The 22,926-nt window shown below is 60.5% G+C and carries 23 protein-coding genes; 5 read left to right on the forward strand and 18 right to left on the reverse strand.

Annotated elements, in window-relative coordinates:
* Positions 1–13: 13 nt before the first annotated feature.
* The 13 genes from ACU5AZ_RS11765 to ACU5AZ_RS11825 all read right to left on the reverse strand — a co-directional run bounded on the left by ACU5AZ_RS11765 (position 14) and on the right by ACU5AZ_RS11825 (position 12,569).
* Positions 14–1,174, reverse strand: coding sequence for an AGE family epimerase/isomerase (locus ACU5AZ_RS11765; RefSeq protein WP_446822552.1), 1,161 nt, complete (start codon positions 1,172–1,174; stop codon positions 14–16).
* Positions 1,171–2,571: a glycoside hydrolase family 130 protein gene (locus ACU5AZ_RS11770; RefSeq protein ID WP_446822553.1), complete on the reverse strand. Its 1,401-nt coding sequence runs from the start codon at positions 2,569–2,571 to the stop codon at positions 1,171–1,173. Before ACU5AZ_RS11770 ends, ACU5AZ_RS11765 begins: the two co-directional genes overlap by 4 nt.
* Positions 2,568–4,847 (reverse strand): glycosyltransferase family 4 protein, encoded by a 2,280-nt coding sequence (locus ACU5AZ_RS11775; RefSeq protein ID WP_446822554.1) that lies wholly within the window; start codon positions 4,845–4,847, stop codon positions 2,568–2,570. The genes ACU5AZ_RS11770 and ACU5AZ_RS11775 overlap by 4 nt, the downstream gene beginning before the upstream one ends.
* A gap of 81 nt (positions 4,848–4,928) precedes the next feature.
* Positions 4,929–5,117, reverse strand: a complete 189-nt coding sequence (locus tag ACU5AZ_RS11780) for a hypothetical protein (protein WP_446822555.1) — start codon at positions 5,115–5,117, stop codon at positions 4,929–4,931.
* A complete protein-coding gene (locus ACU5AZ_RS11785; RefSeq protein ID WP_446822556.1) occupies positions 5,117–5,404 on the reverse strand; it encodes a DUF1488 family protein in 288 nt (95 codons plus the stop codon). Before ACU5AZ_RS11785 ends, ACU5AZ_RS11780 begins: the two co-directional genes overlap by 1 nt.
* Positions 5,401–5,649: a hypothetical protein gene (locus tag ACU5AZ_RS11790; RefSeq protein ID WP_446822557.1), complete on the reverse strand. Its 249-nt coding sequence runs from the start codon at positions 5,647–5,649 to the stop codon at positions 5,401–5,403. The genes ACU5AZ_RS11785 and ACU5AZ_RS11790 overlap by 4 nt, the downstream gene beginning before the upstream one ends.
* 657 nt (positions 5,650–6,306) lie before the next feature.
* Entirely contained in the window at positions 6,307–7,626 is a 1,320-nt protein-coding gene (locus tag ACU5AZ_RS11795) for an NAD(P)/FAD-dependent oxidoreductase (RefSeq protein WP_446822558.1), read from the reverse strand.
* A gap of 43 nt (positions 7,627–7,669) precedes the next feature.
* A complete protein-coding gene (locus tag ACU5AZ_RS11800) occupies positions 7,670–8,023 on the reverse strand; it encodes a cupin domain-containing protein (protein ID WP_446822559.1) in 354 nt (117 codons plus the stop codon).
* Between the two features lie 24 nt (positions 8,024–8,047).
* On the reverse strand, positions 8,048–8,728 hold the full coding sequence (locus ACU5AZ_RS11805) for an ABC transporter permease (RefSeq protein WP_446822560.1): 681 nt from the start codon (positions 8,726–8,728) through the stop codon (positions 8,048–8,050).
* Between the two features lie 2 nt (positions 8,729–8,730).
* Positions 8,731–9,444: an ABC transporter permease subunit gene (locus ACU5AZ_RS11810; protein ID WP_446822561.1), complete on the reverse strand. Its 714-nt coding sequence runs from the start codon at positions 9,442–9,444 to the stop codon at positions 8,731–8,733.
* A gap of 59 nt (positions 9,445–9,503) precedes the next feature.
* Positions 9,504–10,322: a transporter substrate-binding domain-containing protein gene (locus ACU5AZ_RS11815; RefSeq protein ID WP_446822562.1), complete on the reverse strand. Its 819-nt coding sequence runs from the start codon at positions 10,320–10,322 to the stop codon at positions 9,504–9,506.
* A 37-nt stretch (positions 10,323–10,359) separates the two neighbouring features.
* Positions 10,360–11,136 (reverse strand): amino acid ABC transporter ATP-binding protein, encoded by a 777-nt coding sequence (locus tag ACU5AZ_RS11820; protein WP_446825996.1) that lies wholly within the window; start codon positions 11,134–11,136, stop codon positions 10,360–10,362.
* A gap of 32 nt (positions 11,137–11,168) precedes the next feature.
* Positions 11,169–12,569 carry an aminotransferase gene (locus ACU5AZ_RS11825; protein ID WP_446822563.1) on the reverse strand — a complete coding sequence of 467 codons (1,401 nt, stop codon included), beginning with the start codon at positions 12,567–12,569 and terminating at the stop codon, positions 11,169–11,171.
* Between the two features lie 380 nt (positions 12,570–12,949).
* On the opposite strand from ACU5AZ_RS11825, the gene ACU5AZ_RS11830 reads away from it, so the two are divergent.
* Positions 12,950–13,426: an Lrp/AsnC family transcriptional regulator gene (locus ACU5AZ_RS11830; RefSeq protein WP_446822564.1), complete on the forward strand. Its 477-nt coding sequence runs from the start codon at positions 12,950–12,952 to the stop codon at positions 13,424–13,426.
* A 333-nt stretch (positions 13,427–13,759) separates the two neighbouring features.
* Positions 13,760–14,434, forward strand: coding sequence for a GntR family transcriptional regulator (locus ACU5AZ_RS11835; RefSeq protein WP_446822565.1), 675 nt, complete (start codon positions 13,760–13,762; stop codon positions 14,432–14,434).
* A gap of 45 nt (positions 14,435–14,479) precedes the next feature.
* Here ACU5AZ_RS11835 and ACU5AZ_RS11840 read toward each other — a convergent pair whose 3' ends face one another.
* The 3 genes from ACU5AZ_RS11840 to ACU5AZ_RS11850 all read right to left on the reverse strand — a co-directional run bounded on the left by ACU5AZ_RS11840 (position 14,480) and on the right by ACU5AZ_RS11850 (position 16,967).
* A complete protein-coding gene (locus ACU5AZ_RS11840) occupies positions 14,480–15,253 on the reverse strand; it encodes an amino acid ABC transporter ATP-binding protein (protein WP_446822566.1) in 774 nt (257 codons plus the stop codon).
* 124 nt (positions 15,254–15,377) lie between these two features.
* A complete protein-coding gene (locus tag ACU5AZ_RS11845) occupies positions 15,378–16,049 on the reverse strand; it encodes an amino acid ABC transporter permease (RefSeq protein ID WP_446822567.1) in 672 nt (223 codons plus the stop codon).
* Between the two features lie 120 nt (positions 16,050–16,169).
* Positions 16,170–16,967, reverse strand: a complete 798-nt coding sequence (locus tag ACU5AZ_RS11850; protein WP_446822568.1) for a substrate-binding periplasmic protein — start codon at positions 16,965–16,967, stop codon at positions 16,170–16,172.
* A 313-nt stretch (positions 16,968–17,280) separates the two neighbouring features.
* On the opposite strand from ACU5AZ_RS11850, the gene ACU5AZ_RS11855 reads away from it, so the two are divergent.
* The 3 genes from ACU5AZ_RS11855 (at position 17,281) to ACU5AZ_RS11865 (ending at position 20,640) form a co-directional block, all read left to right on the forward strand.
* Complete coding sequence (locus ACU5AZ_RS11855; protein ID WP_446825997.1) at positions 17,281–18,468, forward strand: phosphotransferase; 1,188 nt, start codon at positions 17,281–17,283, stop codon at positions 18,466–18,468.
* An 87-nt stretch (positions 18,469–18,555) separates the two neighbouring features.
* Positions 18,556–19,884, forward strand: a complete 1,329-nt coding sequence (locus ACU5AZ_RS11860; protein ID WP_446822569.1) for an aspartate aminotransferase family protein — start codon at positions 18,556–18,558, stop codon at positions 19,882–19,884.
* Positions 19,885–20,163: 279 nt separating this feature from the next.
* Positions 20,164–20,640: an Lrp/AsnC family transcriptional regulator gene (locus ACU5AZ_RS11865; protein ID WP_446825998.1), complete on the forward strand. Its 477-nt coding sequence runs from the start codon at positions 20,164–20,166 to the stop codon at positions 20,638–20,640.
* A 14-nt stretch (positions 20,641–20,654) separates the two neighbouring features.
* Here ACU5AZ_RS11865 and ACU5AZ_RS11870 read toward each other — a convergent pair whose 3' ends face one another.
* Positions 20,655–22,028: an aminotransferase class III-fold pyridoxal phosphate-dependent enzyme gene (locus ACU5AZ_RS11870; RefSeq protein ID WP_446822570.1), complete on the reverse strand. Its 1,374-nt coding sequence runs from the start codon at positions 22,026–22,028 to the stop codon at positions 20,655–20,657.
* A 23-nt stretch (positions 22,029–22,051) separates the two neighbouring features.
* Positions 22,052–22,891, reverse strand: coding sequence for a GNAT family N-acetyltransferase (locus ACU5AZ_RS11875; RefSeq protein ID WP_446822571.1), 840 nt, complete (start codon positions 22,889–22,891; stop codon positions 22,052–22,054).
* Between the last annotated feature and the right edge of the window lie 35 nt (positions 22,892–22,926).

Raw genomic sequence — 22,926 nt, forward strand, 5'->3', positions numbered from 1 at the left:
CTCTCCAGCATGCTCACGAAGCTATCACTGCTGATTGCGAGCGCGCACGTTCGCCATTTTCGACCTGATCCGCGACTGCCGTCCAGAGATGATAGAGAGAGCTTGCGGGGATAGTCTGAGCGATCGAGCAGTCATTCAAATCCAGGCGATCGTGCCAGCAACCTTGAGGTACGCCTGTCATGTAGTGGACAATGATTTCTGAGGCTAATGCGTCGGCCTCGACCCGATATTGGCTACCCCCAAGGCGCTCATGCAGCGTGACCATGGCCTTCAGCATTTCCACCTGGGGCCAGAGGCGTCTCGACGGGCTGGCCGGCGTTCTGGAAACAGAGTCGACCAGGAAGGACGAGCCCTCCGTGCGCCCGATCGCAAGGGCGGTTGAGAACAGATCCAGACATATCCGGGTATGGTTGCTGTTGGCGAGAATATCGTGCCGGGTAGTCAACCAGACCCATTCGCACATGTGGCCAGGTTCAAGTCTGTCTGATCCATAGCGTTCGGCGATTTCCCAGCGAGGTCCAAAGAGCTCGTGCAAGGGTCCCTTCGGTTCCACGAAAAAATGCGACCGCAGGAGAGCAAACGCCTTGTCTTCCAACCGGAAATGCAAAGGCGTCGGATTGTTTTCGCACAAGGCCAGTGCCGCTTCGAGATAATGCATGTGGGGATTTTGCCGTCGCGGCAGGGTGCCGTTGCTGTCTTCAGCCCAGCCGCCGAATTCGTCCGTCAGTGTCCTGTCGATCGCACGAAGCGTCAGGTCGATCTGATATCGGTACATGGCGTTTCCTGTGGCGGTGAGCAGCCAGGAAAGGGCGAGCACGACACAGGCATTGTCATAAAGATCGCGAGTGGGGTCGATCAGGATTTCGCTGTGGCGATCGAAGGCTCTTCCATAGCCGCCGCGCTTGCCGTCCACCCAGGCGACACGATGGAGGTTGGCGAAGGCTCTCTCTGCCATGGCGAGTGATCCGGATGGGGCGACGCCGAGATGGGCCGCGTGAGCGTACACATAAATCTGACGCGCCACCGTGCGGGTCCGCACCTCGCCCGACCTTTGGGGTGATCCGTCGAGCTCCAGATGCTCGACGAACTGCCCGCAGGTTTCGTCGAAGCCCGATTTGCTCCAGCTTGGGAGCACTTCCCCGAGGAAGAGGGTCTTCAAATGCTGGAGGCTCATGGCCCTATGCCGCTGGAGCCGGACTGTTCGCCCGCCGCGCCCGCAAAGAGCGGGCCCGGCGGGTGCATGGTTTCCAAAAGCCGGCGGATCTCGATTGTTGTGAAATTGGAATAGGTGTCCGAGACCGCATAGGGCAAGGCGATCAGATCGCCGTGCCTCATGGCTCCGCAGGAATAGACGACATTGGGCACATAGCCCTCTCGCTCCGTCGGCTCCGGCTGCAGCAACGGCTCGACCGTGCGTGACAGGATGATGCTGGGATCTTCTTTGTCGAGGAGGGTCACGCCAATCGCGTAGCGGCGCATCGGGCCTACGCCGTGCGTGAACATGAGCCACCCCTCATCGATTTCGACGGGAGAGCCACAATTGCCTATCTGGACGAACTGCCAGGCAAACTCCGGCTTCATCAGGAGGCGACCCTCGTCCCAATGGTGAAGGTCGTCGGAATAGAGCAGGTAGAGGTTTTCGCTGTCCTGCCGGGCAATCATCGCGTAGCGGCCGTTGATGCGCCGAGGGAAAAGCGCCATCCCCTTGTTGCGGGCGGCGGGTCCGCGCAACGGAGTCAGCGTGAAGGTCAGGAAGTCCTCCGTTTCCAGGAGCTCTGAGCGGATCGAAGAACCGCTATAGGCGGTGTAGGTCGCCAAATAGGTCGTCCTGCCCGCGTCCTCGAAGGCCACGAAACGGGCATCCTCGATGCCGTTCGACTGGGCCTCGGTCGCGGGAAAGATTACGCGCTCGCTGAGGTCGCTATCACTCTTAAAGCTCAGCCGGATACAGCCAGCAGGCGCAAGGCCGTCACTGACGTGGATGTCCGGCAGTCCAGCCAATTGCGTCGGCGCATCGATGGTGACGGCCCCGTGTGGATCGATCACCCCGCAACGGAAGGTAAGGGAGGAGATGTGCCCCTCTCCCACGGCCCTCAGACTGATGATCAGCCGACGGCTACCATCTTGCATTCCGGACTGATCGGGATGCGGCACTATGCTCGGATTGAAAAGGGCGGCGGCTTCGAACGAATATTCATTCAGGAAATAGGCCCCAACCAGCTGCCGTTGTTGCTGGCTGAACTGCGGGTGGTGCAAAAGGGCATCCTCCATCGCGTCCGCCCTCAGTTCGAACTGTCTGAGCAGGTTGCGATGCCGGCCATCAAAATTGGCGAGGATTTCGCGCAACTGATTGGCAGTGGAGACGGCGTCGAGGGACAGCACGCGATCGACGATTTCGTTGGCCCTGGTCTTGTCGCGCGGAGCGAGATCCCGTGGTTCGGTCGACGGCTTGAAGGGACGAACGATGACGCGGGTCGGATCAGGCTTCAGATAGAGCGCCTGCCGATTGAGGAGGCTGGACTGGGGCAAGGTTGATCCTTCGACATTCTTGGTCAGGGTGGGACGGCTCATGACAACTGCCTGGCGCCGACCCTTGGACGTGCAGGGCGCAGCACCTGGTTGGCGCGACCGAGCTCAACGCAGGAGATCAGGTAACAGAGTACCGATTCCGCTCCCCTGTTTTCGTTGGGGCGATCCACATGCAGGCCGTCGCGGCAACTGCCCGTCTCCGGGTCTATGAGTGAGATGCCGTGGTCGTTGCTGCCCGTGAACCAGTCGAAGGTCCTGTTTGCGGTCTCGATCCAGCTCTTGTCCGAGGTCGCTTCATACGCCGCAAGGCAGGCTGAAATCGTTGCCGTCGCCTCGACCGGCTGCTGGTCGAACGGCATGGGCGGGCGCCCGACCTCGAAGAAGCCATCGGTCCCGATAGGGCGGAACTGGCCCTCATCCCCGCTCTGCTGGATCATCAGCCATTGCAGAGTGGCAATTCCTGTGTCGACAAAGGCCGGGACGCTGGTCGCCAGGCCCGTCACGATCAAGGCCTGGCTCAGGCGGGCATTCTCATAAGACAGTCCCTCCTCGAACCAGCGGCGCCCCTCCTTGGAAACATGACGTTCCAGGTCCATCAGATGTTCGGCATGCCGAATGCGCAGCGCATGGGCTTGAGGGTCTTCCGGGTTGGCCGCGCAATAATCATTGAGGCCGAGAAGCGTGAAGGCCCAGGCGCGCGGCGAACGAAAGGCGAGCGTGACGGGCATCGCCTTGGCGAAGAGTGCGCTCGCCCAGCGACGGCGGGGCGCATCGGTATCGGACAGGGCGCAGGCCCCGAGCGCCCAAAGCGTCCGTCCATGGCTGTCCTCGGAGCCCTCGTCCTCAAGCCAGCGGCGGTCGAAGCTCATGAAGTTGCGAAAGCGGTTGGTGTCCGGGTTCCATGCGTGTTCGACAAAGGCGGCGAAGCAGGCCGTCATGCGATCCGCGATGCCCGTTTCGCCGGCGGCAGAAAGGAGCGAGGATAAAAGCAGGGCCCTCGCATTGTCGTCGACACAGTAGCCATGCGACCTGTCGGGAACGGAGAACACGGCATGCTGGGTGATGCCCGTGTCGTCGCACATCGAATGCAAATGGCCGAGCTTCAAAGCGGTCCGCTGCGGCGAGCGGTCGATCGGCAAAGTGATGAGATTGCCGATGAGCTTGGTTCGATAAGCGTCGCGGGCCTTGGCCATGCTGTCGAGATAGAGCAACGCGATATGCGACCAGATCATCGAGCGGCCCGCATCATAAGCCCGCTTGCGCATGGTCATTCTGGCGGCGTCATCACCGAGCAGGAACGCAATTGCATTGCCTGTTGCCGGCGCATCGTCAAATGGAACCAGCAGGCCACGTCCGTCAGCAAGGAGATCGCAGGCGTGCCAATAGGGTGTCGAAACCACCGCGCTCCCCATGCCGAAACTATAGGAAAGCGTACCCGAGGTCATCTGCGCCTCGTCCAGATAGGGCGTCACGTAAACATCGCACATGGCAATGAAGTCGAGAAGCGTGGGCAGGTCGACAAAGTGATTGAGAAATTGCACAGCCTGATCGACGCCCAGTCGCTCGGTGCGCTGGCGCAGCCCGTCGCGATAGGCTTCACCTTGCTGGCGCAGCAGCGTTGGATGGGTGGCACCGAGGACGATGTACAAGGCCTCGGGGTTGTCCTTCAAGATCGCCGGCATGGCGTCGATGACCACCTCGATGCCCTTGTTGGGAGAAAGAAGCCCAAAGGTCAGGATCAGGGGACGCCCGGCGTAGCCACGGTCCAGCTTGGCCATTTCCGGATCGTGAAACGGGCGGTCGGGTATGCCATGGGCGATGACGTCGATCTTGCGCGCCGCCACGCCATAGATTTCCGTGAGCAGGGTACGGCCCTTCTCTGCCATGACAACGACACGACTGGAGTGCGCCGCGATCTTCTGCAGCACGTGGAGTTGAGACGGGCTCGGCTCGGCAAGGATGGTGTGGCAGGTGGTGACGACCGGAACTCGCAGGTTCTTCAAAAGCATGAGAATGAAGTCGCCATCGGGACCTCCGAAGATGCCGAATTCGTGCTGTAGCGACACCACATCGAACCGCCCTTCGTTCAAGACCCGCGCGGCAGTTACATAATCTTCGACTTCATCCTCTCGTATCTCGAAGATCACGTCTTCCGGATAGGCGTAGGATTGCTTGGCATCCGTCACGGCGACGATGCTCGCGCGGACGGATTGCGACGCATCAGCCATGGCGTGGGAGAGATCGCCGGTGAACGTCGCGATACCACATTGGCGAGGAAGAGAATTGCCGATGAAGGCGATACGGGTTGGCTTTGTCATCTGCGTTCCCTTCAGAACATGGTGTCGAACTCTCGTCTAAAGTCGTAGGCTGCGTTATGCGTGACGATCGATTTGCGAACGTCAGGCGGCAGGATCGCCGCTACGTGGGCTTCCGCCTTCATCCTCCCATCGCAACAGAGCTTCGGCTTCGCCGAGATCAACCTGCTTCCAGATTGCTGATTGTGGATCGCACAGGGCCACCCCGGTCAGCAGGCGATCAGCCTTGACCGCCCCTTCTTCGAATTTCACCGAACGTCTGATCGGCGTCATCATATCTGCGACTGGAGGGACGACCCGAAGGCACTGAGATCGAGTTCTATTGTGTCTCGTCGGCGGGACTGGAAGGCTGCACGAGCCGTCTTCAGGATGCGCTCGCGCGCCCGATCGAATGCCATGAGATAGTCGCGTTCCTTCGGGCGGTCGGGCGTGCCCGGGCGGTCAAACACAGCGACAGGCAGGAGAAACAGCACCTGGTTCAGACCGTCATGCCCGATGAAGCGAATGACGCCGCGCGTCTCGTCGTAGGTCCGGGTCGAGTTGGGGAAGGCGAGGGTCACAGGCTCGTGGCCTGAACGCCGGCCTTGCGCCGCGCGCTGACGGCCTCATCGGCCCACAGGGTGACGGCGCCAATCAGATCGCCGGAGCTCCGGAGACCTCTTTGGTAAAGTTTCAGAGCATGGCGCGCTGCACCGCGGTCCAGTTCGCACAATGGTTCCTCATGGCGGAACCCGGAGCGCCGAAGCACGGTCCTGATGATGCTGATGTCGTAGCTGCTGATTGGTTGATTAAGGTCGGAAGACATACCGTCCTCCTTGATTGGGGCCAGGGTGAGTGCCGCCCAGAAAATGGCAGTGCCCGTTCAATGGCTGCCACTGACTAGCATATGGGACCCTGTACCATGAATTGCAATGTCACTCGAGAAACATCCTTGGGGCGAACCTCAGAGCTGCGGGTTCAGATGCGGCTCCAGGATTGGGTTCGGGCAGAGGCTGACGCTTAGCGGAGCGACCAAGCTCGAACCGCACTCTCACGAACACGGAAGCACCTCAAACGCTTCCAATTCTCGTTTTCGACGAGAAGGTTCGCGAGTACGGTTTACGGGGCCAAAACTTCAAATGACCTTTGGCGTTCTGACGCAGGCGGAGGCTTGCCATGGTGCAATGTCGATTGTCGAACTGCGCAATGTCACCGGCACAGAGGCAGCAATCGCTGCTCTGTCCGCCTTTCGGCCAGGGCGATGGCAACTTCGATGACCACCGTGAAGGTGCCCCGTTGTCAATGAAAGTCGTAGCACCAACCCCGGTTTTTCGTTTGGGTCTGGTGATTGCGGGTTAGCCAGTCCCCAGAAATTGGCTGAATGTTCTGGTCTCGGTGTAATCAGGCCCCCGCAACCAATATTCCCCGCAATACAAACAAAGCCCCTCACGGGGCTTTGTGTCGCTCTGGACTCCGCTCGGAATCAGTGACGGTTCCGGTGCTGCAGGGTTTTCCTGTCGTGGCGCTCGTACATGGAATAGACGATCGGGATGAACCAAGGGCGGCCGCTGTAGAAGGGAATGGCTTTGGGTGGCGTGTCGATATCGAAGGCGCTGCGGGCCTGGTCCTTGTCGCCAAGGATCCTGAATGCGGCCTTCTTGCCCAGCCAGCGGGCCCAGACAACGCCCGATCCACAATAGCCGGTGGCATAGACCGTATTGCCCCTGGAAAACATCCGTGGAACCATGTCGCGGTTCATGTCGACGTAGCCGAACCAGCTATGGGTGATCCCCACGCCCCGCAGGTCGGGAAAGAGCCGTGCGAGTTCGGCCTGCAGGTGTACTGTCGGTGCGCTCGGATCGCCTTCCGTCGTGCCGTCCCGTCCGCCGAACAGGATGCGCGTGCCATCCGGCGACGGCCGGTAGTAGTAGCTGAGCTTGCGCATGTCGCCATACATCATGCGCGCCGGCATAAGACGGTCCATGACTTCGGTTCCGAGCGGCTCGGTGGCGATGATCCGGCTGCGCACGGGCACCAGGCGGCGGCGCAGCCACGGATCGAAGGCATCTGTGTAACCGCCGGTGCAGACGAGAAGCTTCTTCGCAAGGACCTCGCCGCGCTGGGTTCGCACCCTCACACCACCGGCCTCTTCACTCCAGCCGAGCACCGCCGTGTTCTCGTGGATCACGGCATCGGTGGAGACTGCGATCCGGATCATCCCGGCCAGAAGTTTTGCGGGCTGCAGGCCGCCGATGTCCTTCCGGACAAATCCACCGATATAGAGGTCCGTGCCGATATAGCTGCCCAAATCTGCCTTCTCGACGGGAAACGCCTCGATGCCGATCATCCGATGAAGGAAATCCGCATGTCGGCGCAGGTCGTCTGCTTCCCCGGGGGTCATGGCGCCATCGAAAAGGCCCGAGAGGAAGAAGTCGCAATCGATCCTCTCTTCCTCAACGAAATGCCGGAGATCCTCGCGCGCCGCCTTGCCTTCCAGAAGAATGCCGTTGGCGCGCGCTTCTCCGAAGCGCTTGACCAGCGCCTTCCGGCTCGGCCGTATGCTGCCGCTGGCCATGCCGCCATTGCGGCTGGACGCAGCCTTGCCCAGGGGCTGCCGGTCGAAGAGCTGCACGTGCCGGCCGGCCCGGGCTAGCTCGATCGCCGCCGAAAGCCCCGTGTAGCCGCCCCCGACGATGACGACGTCGCAGGTTGCGCCGACCGGCTGCACCGGCAGGGACTGGAAATCGCAATCGTCCCACCAGTAGGGCGTCGATTGAACCGAAGTGAGAGCGGATGCAGACATTGAAGGCACCTTGTCGATGTTGCGGCGGGTGGCGCGGTGGAAATCAGCTACGCTCCACCCAGATCTTGCGGGTCGTCTCGATGACCTTCCACACACCCTCGAAGCCGGGATGCATGACGAAGGAATCCCCGGCCTTGATGCGGCGCGTCTCGCCGCCGTCTTCCGTCAGTTCGGACACGCCGGACAGGATGTAGCAGAATTCGAAAACCTTGCCCTTGATCGACCGATAGGCACCGGGGGTTGCCTCCCACAAACCACAGGAGACCTGACCGTCCTCGGTCTGCGCGATATCCCAGGAGAGGAACCGCGGATCGCCTTCGAGAAGTCGTTCGGGCAGCGGTTGGCCCTTGCGCGGCTCGGGAAGCTTGTTCTGGTCGATGAATGTAAGCTTGGACATGATGAACCTTTCTGAAAGGGTGCTTTACCGGGTGAACGAGAGGCGTCGTTCAAGAAGTTTCAGCGACGTCAGCGCGACGACGTTGATGGCGAGATAGAAGGCGGCGGTGATGATGAAGATTTCCATGATGGCGAAGGTCTCGCTCATCAGCCGCTTGGCATAGCCGGTGATCTCGAGGACGGTGATCGTCGACGCGAGGCTCGACTCCTTGACGATGATGGCGACTTCGCTGCTGTAGGACGGAAGCGCCTGGCGAAGCGCCAATGGAAACTTGATCCTGGCGAACACATACCAGGGCGACATGCCGCAGGCTTCGGCTGCCTCGATGAGACCCTTCGGCAGGGAGAGGAAGGCGGTTCGAAAGATTTCCGCGGTGTAGGCGCCGGTGTTGAGCACCACGGCCAGGATGGCGGCGTTGAGGCCGTCGCCGATCATCCACCAGATGACCGGGTTATGCCGTATGAAACCCACCTGGGCCAGGCCGTAGTAGATGATGAAGATCTGAACCAGCATGGGAGTGCCGCGAAAAACGGCGCAATAGATGTCGCAGAGGCGGCGGATGAGGTTGTTTTTCGAGCCGCGCCCAAGGCCCACGAGAACACCGAATGGCAGGCCAAAGCCAATGCCGAACACCGCGATCAGCAGTGTTACTTTCGTGCCGGTGAGCAGAAACGGGACCGCGTAGCCGATGATGTCGAGATCCATGGTCATCGCCCCCCGAAGCCACGATTGAGGGAGCGCTCGACAATCGAGAACAGGGATTGGCTCACCGCCGTCATCCCGAAAAACACCACCGCGGCAATGCAGTAGAACAGCAAGGGAGAGCGGGTTATGCCCGCCGCGATCGCAGCGGTGCGCATGAGTTCCTGCAGGCCGACCACCGAAATCAGCGATGTGTCCTTGATCGTCATCTGCCAGACATTGTTGATGCCGCCGAGCGCAAGCCGCAGTGCCAAGGGCAGCGTGACGCGAAAAAAGGTGACGTTCCAGGGCAGCGCCAGCGAATCCGCGGCCTCCAAAAGTCCGGGGGGCACGGCTTCCAGCGCGCCGCGAATGACCTCGATGGAATAGGCGCAGGAGATGACGGCGATGGCCAGGACCCCGATGATGAACGGATAGGCATTTTCGGCAGCCTGCTGAAAGCCAAAGACCGTCGTCACGGAACGGATCCAGTCGAGCGAACCGAAGAACAGAAGGTAGATCACCAGCAGACCGGGAACGCCGCGGATTGCGACGCTGTAGGCATCGACAAGTTGCGAAATCCCCTTCACCTGTTTCCAGCGCAGGACGGCCAGGGGGGTGGCCACGACGAAGCCCAGCACCATACCCAGCAAGCCGATGGCCACGGTCACAAGGCTGCCCTTCAGCAGAGCCAGAGCCCAACCCTGCTCCACCATGAGCACCCAAAAATCAGTCAACATAAGCACCATCCCGTTGACCTGCCCCGAAGAGCCTCGAGGCAGGTCTCCTTGTCAAAGGATCACTTCTTGCAAGGGATGGTATAGTCGTCCTGGAACCAGGTCATCGAGGCTTCCTTGACCTTGCCATCGTTGATCATCTTGCAGAGCGCTGCGTCGATCTTGGCCTTCAGTTCCGTGTTGCCCTTCTTCATCCCGACGCCCATGCCTTTGCCGAGCGTCTCCGGGTCGTCCATCGACATGACCTTCACGTCGATCTTGGTGAAGTTTGCGCCATCCGGGGTCGACAGAAAATCCTGCCAGGTCGGCGAGTCGCCATAAGCGGCATCGATGCGGCCGCTCGCGAGGTCGGCGAGCTGCTGGGTCGTCGCGTCATAGGTCTTGAGATCGGCCGAAGGCACGTTCTTCTGGACGAACTTCGCATAGGTGGTGCCGGTGACCACGCCGACGCTCTTGCCTTCAAGACCCTTCTCGATCTCGGCCAGCGTCTTCAGCCCCGCAAGCGGTGAATCCTTCGCCACCACGAAATACTGGGGTGTCGTGGCGTAGGGAATGGAATAGTCGATCTTCTTGGCACGCTCGTCGGTGATGCTGAGGCCGGAGATGATGACGTCGAAGCGGTCGCTGTCCATGGACGGGACAAGCGAGCTGAAGGTCTGAACGACGAATTTGCACGTGAGCTTGAGCTCGGCGCAGAGGCCCTTGGCGATATCCGCGTCGAAGCCGCTGACGTCGCCGCTGGCATCGGCCATGCTGAACTTCGGCGCGTCGCCTTCGGTACCGACCCGAAGAACGCCTTCTTCCGCCGACGCAACACCGGCGGCGGCCATCAGGAGGAAGCTGGATGCGAGTGTGGCCTTGATGAACTTGCTGCTGATCATTCTGTTACCCCTTTATGGTTGTTGTTGTGGCCCGCCCTCAGGCGTTGGCCGGCATGACGCTGGATAGAAACTGTCTCACCGCCTGCGAAGCGGGATTGCGAAACAGTTCCTCCGGCGTGTCGTCCTGCTCAAGGCGCCCCTTTTGCAGGAATATCATCCGGTCCGACACATCGCGTGCGAACCGCATCTCGTGGGTGACGAGAAGGATGGTGGCTTCCTCCTCGGCCAAGGTTCGTATGACTTTCAGCACCTCGCCCACAAGTTCCGGGTCGAGCGCTGATGTCGGCTCGTCGAACAGCATCAGCTTGGGCCGCATCGCGAGAACGCGGGCGATCGCGACCCGCTGCTGCTGCCCACCCGACAATTGTTGCGGGTAGCGATCGCGGAAATCGGCCATGCCTACCTTTGCCAAGGCAGACAGTGCGACGTCGGTGGCTTCCTTCTTCGACAGTTTCAGGACATAGACCAGCGCTTCCGTCACATTGCCGAGCACGGTGCGGTGCGGCCAGAGATTGAAGTTCTGGAAAACCATGCCGATCTGCCGGCGAAATCGCACGATATTTGCTGCATTGACGATGACGCTTTCACCCCGCTTGTCGGTGCTGGCCGAAATCGCATCGCCGAGGACTTCGATCTGGCCGGAGCTCGGGACCTCGAGGAAATTCACGCAGCGAAGCAGCGTGCTCTTGCCGCAGCCGGAGGAGCCGATCAGGGAGATGACCTCGCCCTGCCGCATGCGAAAGCTGACGCCATCCAACACGCGCGTCGTGCCGAAAGACTTGACGAGATCGTGGACCTTCAGGACGTCCTTCATGCGCGCGGGCTCTCCAGTCGGCTGGTCATTCATCAGCTCTTCACGGCGCCCTGGCTGTCGAGTTCCTTCAGAACCTCGTCGACGGAGGCCTTGGCAATGGAGACCATTTCGTCGATCTCCGCCTCGGTCATGACGAGCGGCGGCGCGAAGCCCAGGATGTCGCCATGCGGCATTGCCCGGGCGATCAGATTGCGGTTGCGTGCCGCCTGCGAGATCCGGGCGCCGACCTTGAGAGCAGGGTCGAATGCCGCCTTGGTGTCGCGATCCGCAACAAACTCCACTGCCGCCAGCATGCCGACGCCCCGCACTTCGCCTACGATCGGATTCTGCTCGAATGCAGCCTTCAGGCGCCCCATCAGATAGGCGCCCTTCCTGGCGGACTGCCCGGCGAGATCCTCGCGCTCGACGATGTCGAGGACGGCGTTTGCCGCCGCGGCGCCGATCGGATGGCCCGAGTAGGTGTAGCCATGCGAGAAGGAGCCGACACGCGGGGTCGCTTCCTCCATGACCTCATAGACCTTCTGCGAGACGATGGATGCGGAGAGCGGCACATAGGCAGACGTCAGTCCCTTGGCGACGGTGACCAGGTCGGGTTCCATGCCATAGAGATCCGAGCCGAACATGGCGCCGGTACGTCCGAAGCCGCAGATCACCTCGTCGGCGATGAGCAATATGTCGTATTTCTGCAGTACCGCCTGGATCTTCGGCCAGTAGCCGGCCGGCGGCGGAGTAATGCCGCCCGTTCCGAGGACCGGTTCGGCGATGAATGCGCCGACCGTGTCGGGGCCTTCCGCGATGATCAGGGCCTCAAGCTCGTCGGCGCGACGCTGCGAGAAAGCCTCCTCGGTTTCTCCCGGGTGGGCGCCGCGATAAAAATGCGGAACGCCGGTGCGCAGGATGCCGGAAACCGGCAGGTCCATGTGGTCATGATAGAAGCTGAGCCCGGTCATGGAGCCGGAGATCACCGAGCATCCGTGATAGCCGCGCTCGCGGGCGATGATCTTCTTCTTGTGCGGCTTTCCGCGCAGGTTGTTGTAGTACCAGACGATCTTGGCCTGTGTTTCGTTCGCGTCGGAGCCCGACAGGCCGTAAAAGACCTTCGACATGTTGCCCGGCGCCATCCGGACGAGCCGGTCTGAAAGTCTTGCGAGTTCTTCGGTCGTGTGAGCGGCATAGGAGTGATAATAGGCCAGCTTGTAGGCCTGCCGGGCAATCGCCTCGGCCACTTCGGTACGACCATAGCCGATGTTCACGCAGTATAGGCCCGCGAAGCCGTCGATATATTCGCGACCCGTTGCGTCCTTGATGCGGACGCCCTTGCCCGTTTCCATGATGGTGGGATCGGCTTCGCCCTGCGCATAGTCCTTCAGGTAGGTGAAAGGATGCAGGACTGTCCTGCGGTCCATGTCGGCGATTTCAGCGATATTGTTCATGATGTATGTCCTGACGCGGCCAGGCCGCCAGAGGCGCTCTCGGCCGCGTTGATCTTTCGACCAAGCAACCCTGCCTCGCCATCTGTTCTCTGCGCGATTCGTTGAAGGGTTTTGGGATCCGACACGGCGGGCGGCGATGCCGGTGCCCCGTCAGAGGCCCGCGACTTACGTCCTGTCTCGGAACGATACCCATCGTTCAATTGCTTCAAAGCGTGGCCTTCCGTCGGTATCGAGTTCAACATTCGGCCGCTCGCTTTCGTCCCCTTCGTCGTGAAGAGCTTATGTGCAGTGCAGCGCAGAAATTCAGCAAGATAAATTGCAATGATGCGGGAATCCTGCTTTGTTTTAAAAAAATCCGTTGAAAACCTGCAGGAATGTCCATGCAACTCGATCGTCTTGATGCACGTCTTCTCAGCATTCTCCAGTCCCACAATCGTCACAGCACAGAGGAGCTGGGCGCGCTGGTTGGCCTATCTGCGACTGCCGTCCAGAGACGGGTCAAAAGGCTGAGAGAAGAGGGTGTTATTGAGGCAGATCTCTCCGTCGTCAAACCCAAGGCGGTCGGACGGCCGCTTGCGATGCTCGTGCTGGTGTCCCTCGAGCGCGAACGCGCGGATATTGTCGATCGATTCAAGCAGTCGATCCGGCAGACGCCTGAAGTCATGAATGGGTATTATGTGACCGGAGATTCGGACTTCGTTCTGATCGTTACCGCGCGCAGCATGGAGGACTATGAAGGCTTTACCCGCAAGTTCTTCTATGAAAACCCCGATATCAAAGGGTTCAAGACGATGGTGGTGATGGATCGCGTCAAAGTCGGATTTTCCGTGCCGATCGACGTCAACGATTTCTCATAGCGTCATGCGGGCAGATCCCCGTGATAGGGGTGGGGCACTGAAACGAGAGAAGCGTGCGCAGGACCATGCCGGGAACGGAAATTTCTCCGCTCCGCACCGTTCCATCATCTGCCACGCGAAGGGATTGCAAGAATGGCGTCGTCTCGCGCCGGTTTCTGTGGAGGGGGCGTCATTTGGATTGGTAACTCTTTGTTTTTCTGCTAGATTACGAGTTAGAATGTTTGTTCCATGCTTCTCTTGTCAGCACGTTGAAAGCTTCCTGCCGTGAGCAAGTCAAATGTGACTTCCGATACAACGAGCTCAAGTCCTTCCGAGGATGCCCTGTCGATAAGAATGAAGCCGGTGGACCGCGAAAGTCTCCAGCAGCAGAGCTATCAGGCCTTGCGTGAAGCCCTCATGAAGGGGCGCTTCATGCCTGGCGACACTGTGAGCCTGAGAAGTCTTGCCAGCGAATTGGGCACCAGTCCGATGCCGGTGCGGGAGGCCGTGCAGCACCTGATTGCGGAAGGTGCTCTCGTTCTCAGGCCGAACCGGACCTATGCGGTTCCCGAGATCACCCGGGAAATCCTGACGGAGCTGCTGCAGCTGCGTACCATTCTTGAAGGATCGGTGGCTGAAGCGGCAACGCTGCGGGTGGGGGCAAGGGAGTTGTCCGTTCTGTATGAGTTGCAGGGCCAGATGCGGTCTGCCCTGGCGATCGGCGACTCGAAGCGCTACCTCGTCAAAAACCAGGACTTTCATTTCACGCTGTACCGCTGCTCGGGCATGGAGATCGCGGTCAACATCATCGAAAATCTCTGGCTGCGAATAGGGCCGAGTTTCAACCTGCTGACAACCGGTCCCCGCGCGGTGGAGCGGAACGAGACTGAAGTTGCCGCCCTGACGGCCCATCATGAATCAGCGCTGGCGGCGATTGTCGCGCGCGATCCGGCCGCGCTGCGGGCGGCAATCGAGGACGACATCGGCGAGGGCATGGAATTCATCATCTCCTGCATGCCGCCGACGTAGCGCTGCGCGAGATCCGTCGGGGGCAGGGCGCGCCGGATCCGCTCTTCAGTGTGGCAATATCCTCGACAGAAACGCTTTCGTCCTCTGGTGCCGCGGTGCCTCGAAGAAGGTGTTCGGCTCCGCTTCTTCCAGAATTTCGCCCTGGCTGATGAAGACAACGCGATCGGCCACGCGGCGGGCAAAGCCCATTTCGTGGGTGACGCAGATCATGGTCATGCCATCGTTGGCGAGGCTGACGATCACGTCGAGAACCTCGTTGACCATTTCGGGATCGAGGGCGGATGTCGGCTCGTCGAACAGCATCAACCGTGGCTTCATGCACAGGGCGCGCGCAATCGCGACGCGCTGCTGCTGCCCGCCGGACAGGTTCATGGGATACTTGCGCGCCTGATCGGCAATCTGGACCCGGTCCAGAAGCTCAAGTGCTAGCTTTTCGGCTGCCGGTTGGGACAGCTTGCGCACGATCATCGGTGCGAGGGTGCAGTTTTCAAGGACCGTCAGATGCGGGAAGAGGTTGAAGGACTGGAAAACCATCCCGACTTCGCGCCTGATCGTGTCGATGTTTTCCGGATTTCCATCAAGCGGGACGCCATCGACGACGATGCTTCCCGACTGGAACAATTCAAGTCTGTTGATGCAGCGGATCAGGGTCGACTTTCCCGAGCCCGATGGCCCGCATATGACGACGCGCTCGCCCGCATGTACGGTGAAATTGACCTTCTTCAAGACCTCATAGCTTCCGTAGGATTTGGAAAGATCGCGAATGTCGACGATCTTCTTCTTGGATGCCGAGCCGGAGCCAATTTCAGAATTTTGCATGTGACCCTCTGGGTGCTTTATGTGAGATAACGGAAAGAACGCAATCGCGACACGTTCTCACTCTCGAATTGCGGACTGCGGCCAAGCCGTGAGTTCACGGGACAATGACCGCACCCGGGCGGTGTCAGGCAGTGGATTTGATCCTGCCGATCTTGAAGTGCCTCTCGGTCCAGCGAACGAGCCAGGTCGCTGGATAGCTTATGGCCAGGTAGATCAATGCAACCATCGTGAAAATCTCGAAATGCTTGAAGGTCGAGGATGCCAGCAGCTGGCCCGCCCGCATCAGTTCCGACAGCGCGATGACCGACACCAGGGCCGAATCCTTGAAAAGCGAGACGAAGTAGTTTCCAACGGCCGGAATCACCACGCGGATCGCTTGTGGAAGAATGACCCGCGTCATCGTTTCACGGGCGGGAATACCTAGCGACCAGGCCGCCTCCCGTTGTCCCGGCGCGACAGCCATGATCCCTGAGCGAAACACCTCGCTGAGATAGGCGGCATAATTCAGGCTGAGGGCAATGACGCCGGCCGTAAAGGAGTCCAAAGTCACTCCGGCCAGCGGCAGGACATAATAGATATAGAATATCTGCAACAGCAGCGGCGTTCCCCGGATCACGTCGACAAATAGCGCTGCGGGGAAGGTCAGAAGTCGCCGTGACGACAGCCGAACAATGGCCAGCAGCAGACCAATCGCCATTGCAAAGATGATCGACATCAGTGTCAGTTCGATTGTCGTCAGCGCTCCCCAAAGGAGACGCGGCATGAAGTCGATTATGTCGGTGACGGAGAAGTCCATCGGGAATGCCTTCCAGAAAATTGCCGCAGAACCGGATCGCGTCCGAGAGGCAGAGCCGTGTTCGCTCTGCCTTTTCTGAACGCTATCCGGCAGCCATGTCTCGCCAGGAGTGGCCGCTTCTCAGCCGAGGTAGCGGTTGTTCTCCGAGAGCCCCCACTTCTTGAGGATCGCCAGGTCCGTGCCGTCTTCCTTGATGGCCTTGAGGCCCCAGTTGAAGGCTTCGAGCAATGCTTCATCTTCCTTTCGGAAGCCGGCACCGATGATGCCGATTTCCTTCGGCGTGTAGTCGGAGACAATCTCGAAGGCGTTTTTGTATTTTTCATTCCGGGCTAGTGCGAAGCCGGCAACGGGAGCGTCGACGATGGCGGCGTCGATACGGCCGGCCTTGAGATCTTCCATGGCGGTTGCTGCATCCGGATAGCTGCTGACCTTGGCCCCCTCGATTTCGTTGAGCCAATCCAGGTACACCGTGCCGAGATAGCTGCCGACCTTCGCCTTGCTCAGATCCGCAAGCGAATGGAGACCGAGCGGATTGCCGGCCTGAACGAGCAGCGCCTCGCCGTACTGATACCAGCCGTCCGAGAAGTTGATTACCTTCTTCCGCTTCTCGGTGATGTACATCGCGTCGGTGATGACATCCATGCGCGAGGCCAGGAGGCTGGGGATGAGCCCGTCAAAATCCACCTGGGTGATGTCGTGGTTGGCGATGCCGAGCTTTCCGAGGATCGCGAACATGATTTCTGCATCAATGCCGACAACCTCACCGGAGGTGGCGTCGACGTAGCAATATGGCTGATCGTTCGAGGTTCCGAAGCTGAGACTGTTTGCGGTCTTCACGCGTTCGAAGGATCCATCCGTGCTCTTGATGGTGGGTCCTGAAGCCGCGTGGACGCGTGACGCCAGCAAGGCTGCTGCCACGCCTCCCGCGGCTGATGACAATAGAGTTCTGCGAGACATAAAACCGGCTGTCATTGTCGTTCCCTTTGTTTTGCAGCGCCCTGCAGGCGCGAAGCCGCCATTTGATTGTCAAAGAACCCATCGGGTTCCTTGCCTACAGAATGCGCACGCAATCATTTTAGGCAATCTGTATTGTGATCTCATATCACAAAATTAAAACACTGCAACGCCCTCTGTCTATATCGGAGAAATTTCGCTATTATCGCGCAATGTTCATTGTTTTGTCTGGCGCGTGGACGAGGGTGTCGTTTGACAAACCTGAATATTGATATATGTGATCACAGTTAAAGACGGCAATCGCGGTGATCCGGGAGAGCCTTCATCGTCGTCGCGCCAGATCCATTTTCGGGGAGCCCAGAAGTTGCAGGTCATTGAACAGGGGGGTGCAAACCAGGTGCCCGGGTCCGGTATTGCCCCGCCCGTTGCCCGCATGTCGGATAAGGCTTATTTCGAGACGGCGAGCAGATTGCTCGCAGAGCGTCCGGCCAGTCTGGAGCCGGGCATGCCGGCGAAACTCCTTGCGCGGCAGTATGGTCTCGACGGCAATATTTCCAATCTTTCGTCGGAAATCGAATGCACAGATGAAGTGATGCTGTCCGATGGACGTCGCCTCATTCTGAAGACGTCGACGCGACCGGAATCCGTAGACAGCTTTCGCTTTCAGGCAAGCGCTCTCTCCGGGCTGAAGGGCGCGACCGGCTTTGTCGTTCCGGAGATCGTGTGCTCCTCCCTGGGCGCGCTGACCTTCAACGAGAACGGCGTTTGCGGATATCTCCAGACCCGGATCGAAGGCCTGCCGCTTCACGCGCTGAACATGGGCCCCGACCTCCTTCGCCGCGCAGGCGCGTCCCTGGCCGCTCTCGACGCGGCGCTCGGCCGCCTCGACATGCCCGCGATCGATCGCCCGATCCTGTGGCACATCGGTTGCTGGCCCGGCCTGATGGGCCTTCAACAATATCTTCCTCCCGGCCAAATTGCGGATAATGTCCACGAGGCAATGGAGACTTACATGGCGTATGTCGCGCCGCGCCTGAACGATCTGGAATGGCAGGTGACACACAATGATCCGAGTCCATTCAACATGCTGCTGACGGACAGTGGGATCGCATTCATCGATTTTGGCGATGGATGCTGGAGCCCGCGCATCCAGGACCTGGCAATCGCGGCGAGCCACATGGTAACGGACCCGGCATTGCCCTTGGGCGGAGCGGAGTATCTGATCTCCGGCTACGCCTCGCAGTTTCCACTTTCGAGCCTGGAGGCGCGGCTTCTCGTCGGGCTCATGCGCGCCCGGCAGAGCGCCCTCATCCTGATCAACAACTGGCGCGCGCGCCTCTTTCCAGCGGAGGCCGGCTACATCTTGAAGAATGTTGCGCGTGCCGAGCGAGGACTGACCATTCTAAGACAGCTTTCCTCCGTCGACGAGGAAGCGGCGATCTCGCGAGCTGTCACGATGACATAGCCGACTGGACGCAATCGGAAAGCATTGCCCTCGAACCGCCCGACTTGTCCAATGCGGTTCTCCACCATTTCAAGCGGATTGAACACAATGACCACAGACCTTATGCCCAATCGCTTCGTCCCAGGTGAGGTCGAACTGCCAGCACGGGAGCGGGACCTGATCGCACGTCGCGACGCGGTTCTCGGAGCATCGTACCGGCTTCAATACCGTCGACCCGTGCATTTCGTCCGTGCCCAGGGCATGTGGCTTTACGATCCGGACGGCCGCGATTATCTCGACTTCTACAACAACGTTCCGTCGCTCGGGCATTGCAATCACGAGGTCAACAACGCGATCGCCGAACAGGCGGGCCTGTTGAGCGCCAATACACGCTATCTCGAGCCGAGGCTTGTCGATTACGCGGAACGGCTCGTTGCGACCTTTCCCGCGGCGCTGGACCGGGTTGTGTTCACCTGCACAGGCAGTGAGTCAAACGACCTCGCCTTGCGGGTGGCGCGCCTGGCAAGCGGAAATGAAGGCGTGATCGTCACGTCCTATGCCTATCACGGGACCAGCGCATCCGTTGCCGCGGTCTCGCCCAATCTCGGCGACGCCGTCAAGCTCAGCCCGCACGTCCGCATGATCGCACTGCCCGGCCCGGAGGGCATACCCGAAAGCCAGGCGGCGGAATTCTTCGAGGCGCAGATAAAGGCCGCCGTCCACGACCTTGAACGAAGGGGAACCGGCGTCGCGGCGCTGCTGATGGACAGCATCTTCTCAAGCGACGGCGTGTGGGTGGACCCGCCTGGCTTCATTGCACGTGGCGTGGAGGCAGCGCGCAGCGCCGGCGCGCTTTTCATCGCGGATGAAGTTCAGCCTGGTTTTGGCCGGACCGGCCAGCACATGTGGGGCTTCGAGCGGCATGGGGTCGTTCCGGATCTGGTGACCCTCGGAAAGCCGATGGGCAATGGCTTTCCGATTGGTGCCGTGGTCGGGCGCAGGCTTCCCATGGACAAGTTCGGTGCGACGGCCCGATACTCCAACACGTTTGCCGGAAACACGGTGGGAATTGCAGCGGCGGACGCCGTTCTGACAGTGCTTCAGCGAGACCGGATTCCGGAAAAGGTACTGTCAGTCAGCGAGTACCTGCGAGCAGGCCTCTCGAAGCTGGCCTCAGGGCATGCCGACATCCGCGGTGTAAGGAATGCCGGCCTGTTCTTCGGGGTGGACATGGGGCGCGACGGTCTGAGTGCCGCCGCCCGCCGCAAGATGGCTCTGGACGTCGTCAATGTGATGCGCGATGAACGTGTGCTGATCAGCACGACAGGTGCGAATGAGGATACGCTGAAGGTCCGTCCGCCGCTGATCTGCGAAACAGATCATGTGGACTTCTTCCTGGATGCGCTGAAGCGTGCACTGGAACGGGTCGCGGCCTGACGAACTGGAAGACCGCCGACAATTGCGCGGTCCTTCCAGAAACGGCGCGTGGCCCTGCCTTTCTCTGCAGCCTCGAAGAATTCCGCCGCCGGGCGTATTCGGGACCGCATCTCCCAAACTTGCGGCAGAAAATTCTTCGGTGGCATATGGCTTCGAAACCTTCTGTGCCGTTTCCAGAGATGGGTGTCGGTGGACAACGTACCCTCCTGTGCTAACGTCATCGCGACAATCCGCGGCATTTTATGCTGCGGCAGGATGCAAGGAAGACAGAAGCCGATGTTGAAACTCGACCGCACGGACATCAAGATTCTCTACGAGCTTCAGAAGAACGGCCGCATCACCAATGTCGAGCTTGCAGACCTCGTCCACCTCTCCCCCAGCCCCTGTCTCATGCGCGTCAAGCGGCTGCAGGCGGAAGGCTATATCGAGGGCTATTCGGCGCAGATCAATCTCGTCAAGCTCGGCCAGACCCTGACCGTGTTCACCGAGATCACGCTGAAAAATCATCGGCAGGTGGATTTCGCGCGCTTTCTGGCGGTCGTCGAAAAGATAGACCAGGTCATCGAATGCCATCTCGTTTCCGGCGGCTACGATTATCTCATGAAGTTCGTCACCGCCGGCATCGGCGAGTACCAGACGATCATGGAACGGCTCACCGACATGGATATCGGGATCGACAAGTATTTCAGCTTCGTCGTGCTGAAATCGCCAATCGTCAAGTCGCACCTGCCGCTGACGAGCCTCTTCCCGGTCTGATCGCGTTTTCCCGCTCAGGCCATGGCCTGGCGGACGTCGGGATCTTCCAGCGTCTGGTCCAGTGTCCTGCGCGTGCGCTCGACGATGGCGTCGATATCGCCGTCCGTGCAGCAGAACGGCGGGGCATAGCCCAGCACGCCCTGCGGGAAGGCGCGGATGACGAGACCGTTGTCCCAGGCGCGGTCAAAGATGCGGCGCGCCGGCATCGCCGCTGGCGGAAGTGCCGTCTTCTTTGCCTTGTCGGTGACGAGCTCGACTCCGTAGAGCATGCCGCGGCCGCGGACTTCGCCGACCAGCGGATGGTCGGTGAGGCTTTCCAGCCCTGCGCGGAGGCGAGCGCCGGCCTTGAGGCCGTTTTCGAGCAGTCCGCCCTCATAGATTTTGAGAACTTCCAGCGCGACTGCCGCACTCACCGGGTGGGCCGAATAGGTGTAGCCGTGGCCGACCGCTGCTTCGCCGGCGCCATCGGCGATCACGTCGTAGACGCCATCGGCCATGAACACTGCGCCCATCGGCACATAGCCGGAGGTCAGACCCTTGGCGACGGTCATCATGTCCGGCACGATGTCTTCATCGCTGCAGGCAAACAGCGGCCCGGTGCGGCCGAAGCCGGTGATCACCTCGTCGGCGATGAACAGGATGCCGTACTCCTTGCACAGATTGCGCATCGCCTTGATCCAGCCCTTGGGCGGCACGATGACTCCGCCAGAGCCCTGGATCGGTTCGGCATAGAAGGCCGCCACCCGGTCTGCCCCGAGATCCTCGATCTTTGCCTTCAACGCTGCCAGCGAGGACGCAATGATGGTCGCATCATCGTTTCCGACGGGGTTGCGGTAGGGATAGGGGGACGGGATCTTGTGCTGCCAGTCAAGTGGAACACCGAAGCCCGCATGGAAAGCGGGAAGAGCGGTCAGGCCGGCGCCGACGGTGGTGGAGCCGTGATAGCCCTGTTGGATGGAGATGAACTGGTCGCGCTGCGGCTGGCCCTTCGTATGCCAGTAGTAGCGCGTGAAACGGATGGTGCTGTCGACCGCATCCGAACCACCGAGGGTAAAATAGACGCGGTTGAGATCGCCCGGCGCGCGCTCGGCAAGCTCTGCGGCGAGCCGGATCGCCGGCTCTGAGCCAAGGTCGAAATAGCCGGTGGCATAGGGCAGTTCGCGCAATTGCCGGGTCGCCGCCTCGATGATGCTTTCATGGCCGTATCCGGCATTGACGCACCAAAGTCCCGCGAAGCCGTCGACGAGCTGGTGGCCATTGGCTTCCGTTACGGTCGCGCCTGAGGCGGATTTGAGCACGCGTACGCCCTGGCGCTCGTGACCGCGATAGGAGGCGACGGGATGGATCAGATGGGCGCGATCGAGTTCGATCAGGGAGTTGGCGAGCATTTTCAGTCTCCGGATTGCTGTTTTCAGCCGAGGGCCTGGTTGGCGAGCGCATAGACTTTTCGGCGAGACTGCTCCGCGTCTTCCTTGGCGGGGCGACGCATGGCGGTTCCGCCGCCGACATGGGACAGGCCGATTTCGGACAGCCAAGGGGCTATGCCCGTTTCGCTGCCGGTGTCGACACGCAGGAACGCGGCCGGCCGCGACGAGGCATGATAGGCGATCAGCGCGCAGGCGGTCTTTGCATCGGGTGCGATAACGGGGCCGATGACCTCGCCGCGACCGAAGGGGCGGATCGCCGCCCAGGCTTCGATTGTCTTTCCCTTGCGGATGACGGCGATCTCGCCGCGTTCGAGCAGTGCGTCGATCAGCGCCGAGCGATCCGCGCCATGGGCTTCCTTGTCGAGGGCTTTCAGGTCGTCCAGATCGCCGGGCTGCATGTCCTCGACGCCATCGGGGCAGGCGACCGGACGCACCTCGCCCTGATGCTGGCGGATCTGGCCGTTGGCGACGAAGCCGAGCTTTTCATAGAGCGGCAGGCCTTCGTCTGTGGCAACCAGCCGCAGCGGCCGGTCCTCGGCGAGTGCGATGGCGCGCTCCATGAGCTTGCGGCCGAGGCCGAGGCCGCGCATCGACTTGTCGACGATGACCATGTTGATCGTGGCGCAATCCCTGCCGTAGGGCGTGACCAGCGTCGTGCCGACAACGCGGCCGTCCGCATCAACCGCGGCGATGCCGGTGCTCAGCTCCTGCGCCAGCTTCCAGTCCGCGTGGCGATGGGGCCAGCTTTCGGCGCGCGACAGCAGGACCGCACCTTCAATATGCTCCGGTCCGAAGGCGACGAGATCGATTTGGTTGTTCTGCATGGCATTCCCTTTTCTGGGATGAAGTCTCGGACAGG

The sequence above is a fragment of the Rhizobium sp. PAMB 3182 genome (genome assembly GCF_052908355.1).

What these genes read in the sequence shown, in the direction of transcription:
- ACU5AZ_RS11765 (WP_446822552.1), bottom strand. Translation starts at nt 1,174, where the DNA reads ATGAGCCTCCAGCATTTGAAGACCCTCTTCCTCGGGGAAGTGCTCCCA.
- ACU5AZ_RS11770 (WP_446822553.1), bottom strand. Translation starts at nt 2,571, where the DNA reads ATGAGCCGTCCCACCCTGACCAAGAATGTCGAAGGATCAACCTTGCCC.
- ACU5AZ_RS11775 (WP_446822554.1), bottom strand. Translation starts at nt 4,847, where the DNA reads ATGACAAAGCCAACCCGTATCGCCTTCATCGGCAATTCTCTTCCTCGC.
- ACU5AZ_RS11780 (WP_446822555.1), bottom strand. Translation starts at nt 5,117, where the DNA reads ATGACGCCGATCAGACGTTCGGTGAAATTCGAAGAAGGGGCGGTCAAG.
- ACU5AZ_RS11790 (WP_446822557.1), bottom strand. Translation starts at nt 5,649, where the DNA reads ATGTCTTCCGACCTTAATCAACCAATCAGCAGCTACGACATCAGCATC.
- ACU5AZ_RS11795 (WP_446822558.1), bottom strand. Translation starts at nt 7,626, where the DNA reads ATGTCTGCATCCGCTCTCACTTCGGTTCAATCGACGCCCTACTGGTGG.
- ACU5AZ_RS11800 (WP_446822559.1), bottom strand. Translation starts at nt 8,023, where the DNA reads ATGTCCAAGCTTACATTCATCGACCAGAACAAGCTTCCCGAGCCGCGC.
- ACU5AZ_RS11805 (WP_446822560.1), bottom strand. Translation starts at nt 8,728, where the DNA reads ATGGATCTCGACATCATCGGCTACGCGGTCCCGTTTCTGCTCACCGGC.
- ACU5AZ_RS11810 (WP_446822561.1), bottom strand. Translation starts at nt 9,444, where the DNA reads ATGTTGACTGATTTTTGGGTGCTCATGGTGGAGCAGGGTTGGGCTCTG.
- ACU5AZ_RS11815 (WP_446822562.1), bottom strand. Translation starts at nt 10,322, where the DNA reads ATGATCAGCAGCAAGTTCATCAAGGCCACACTCGCATCCAGCTTCCTC.
- ACU5AZ_RS11820 (WP_446825996.1), bottom strand. Translation starts at nt 11,136, where the DNA reads ATGAAGGACGTCCTGAAGGTCCACGATCTCGTCAAGTCTTTCGGCACG.
- ACU5AZ_RS11825 (WP_446822563.1), bottom strand. Translation starts at nt 12,569, where the DNA reads ATGAACAATATCGCTGAAATCGCCGACATGGACCGCAGGACAGTCCTG.
- ACU5AZ_RS11830 (WP_446822564.1), top strand. Translation starts at nt 12,950, where the DNA reads ATGCAACTCGATCGTCTTGATGCACGTCTTCTCAGCATTCTCCAGTCC.
- ACU5AZ_RS11835 (WP_446822565.1), top strand. Translation starts at nt 13,760, where the DNA reads ATGAAGCCGGTGGACCGCGAAAGTCTCCAGCAGCAGAGCTATCAGGCC.
- ACU5AZ_RS11840 (WP_446822566.1), bottom strand. Translation starts at nt 15,253, where the DNA reads ATGCAAAATTCTGAAATTGGCTCCGGCTCGGCATCCAAGAAGAAGATC.
- ACU5AZ_RS11845 (WP_446822567.1), bottom strand. Translation starts at nt 16,049, where the DNA reads ATGGACTTCTCCGTCACCGACATAATCGACTTCATGCCGCGTCTCCTT.
- ACU5AZ_RS11860 (WP_446822569.1), top strand. Translation starts at nt 18,556, where the DNA reads ATGACCACAGACCTTATGCCCAATCGCTTCGTCCCAGGTGAGGTCGAA.
- ACU5AZ_RS11870 (WP_446822570.1), bottom strand. Translation starts at nt 22,028, where the DNA reads ATGCTCGCCAACTCCCTGATCGAACTCGATCGCGCCCATCTGATCCAT.
- ACU5AZ_RS11875 (WP_446822571.1), bottom strand. Translation starts at nt 22,891, where the DNA reads ATGCAGAACAACCAAATCGATCTCGTCGCCTTCGGACCGGAGCATATT.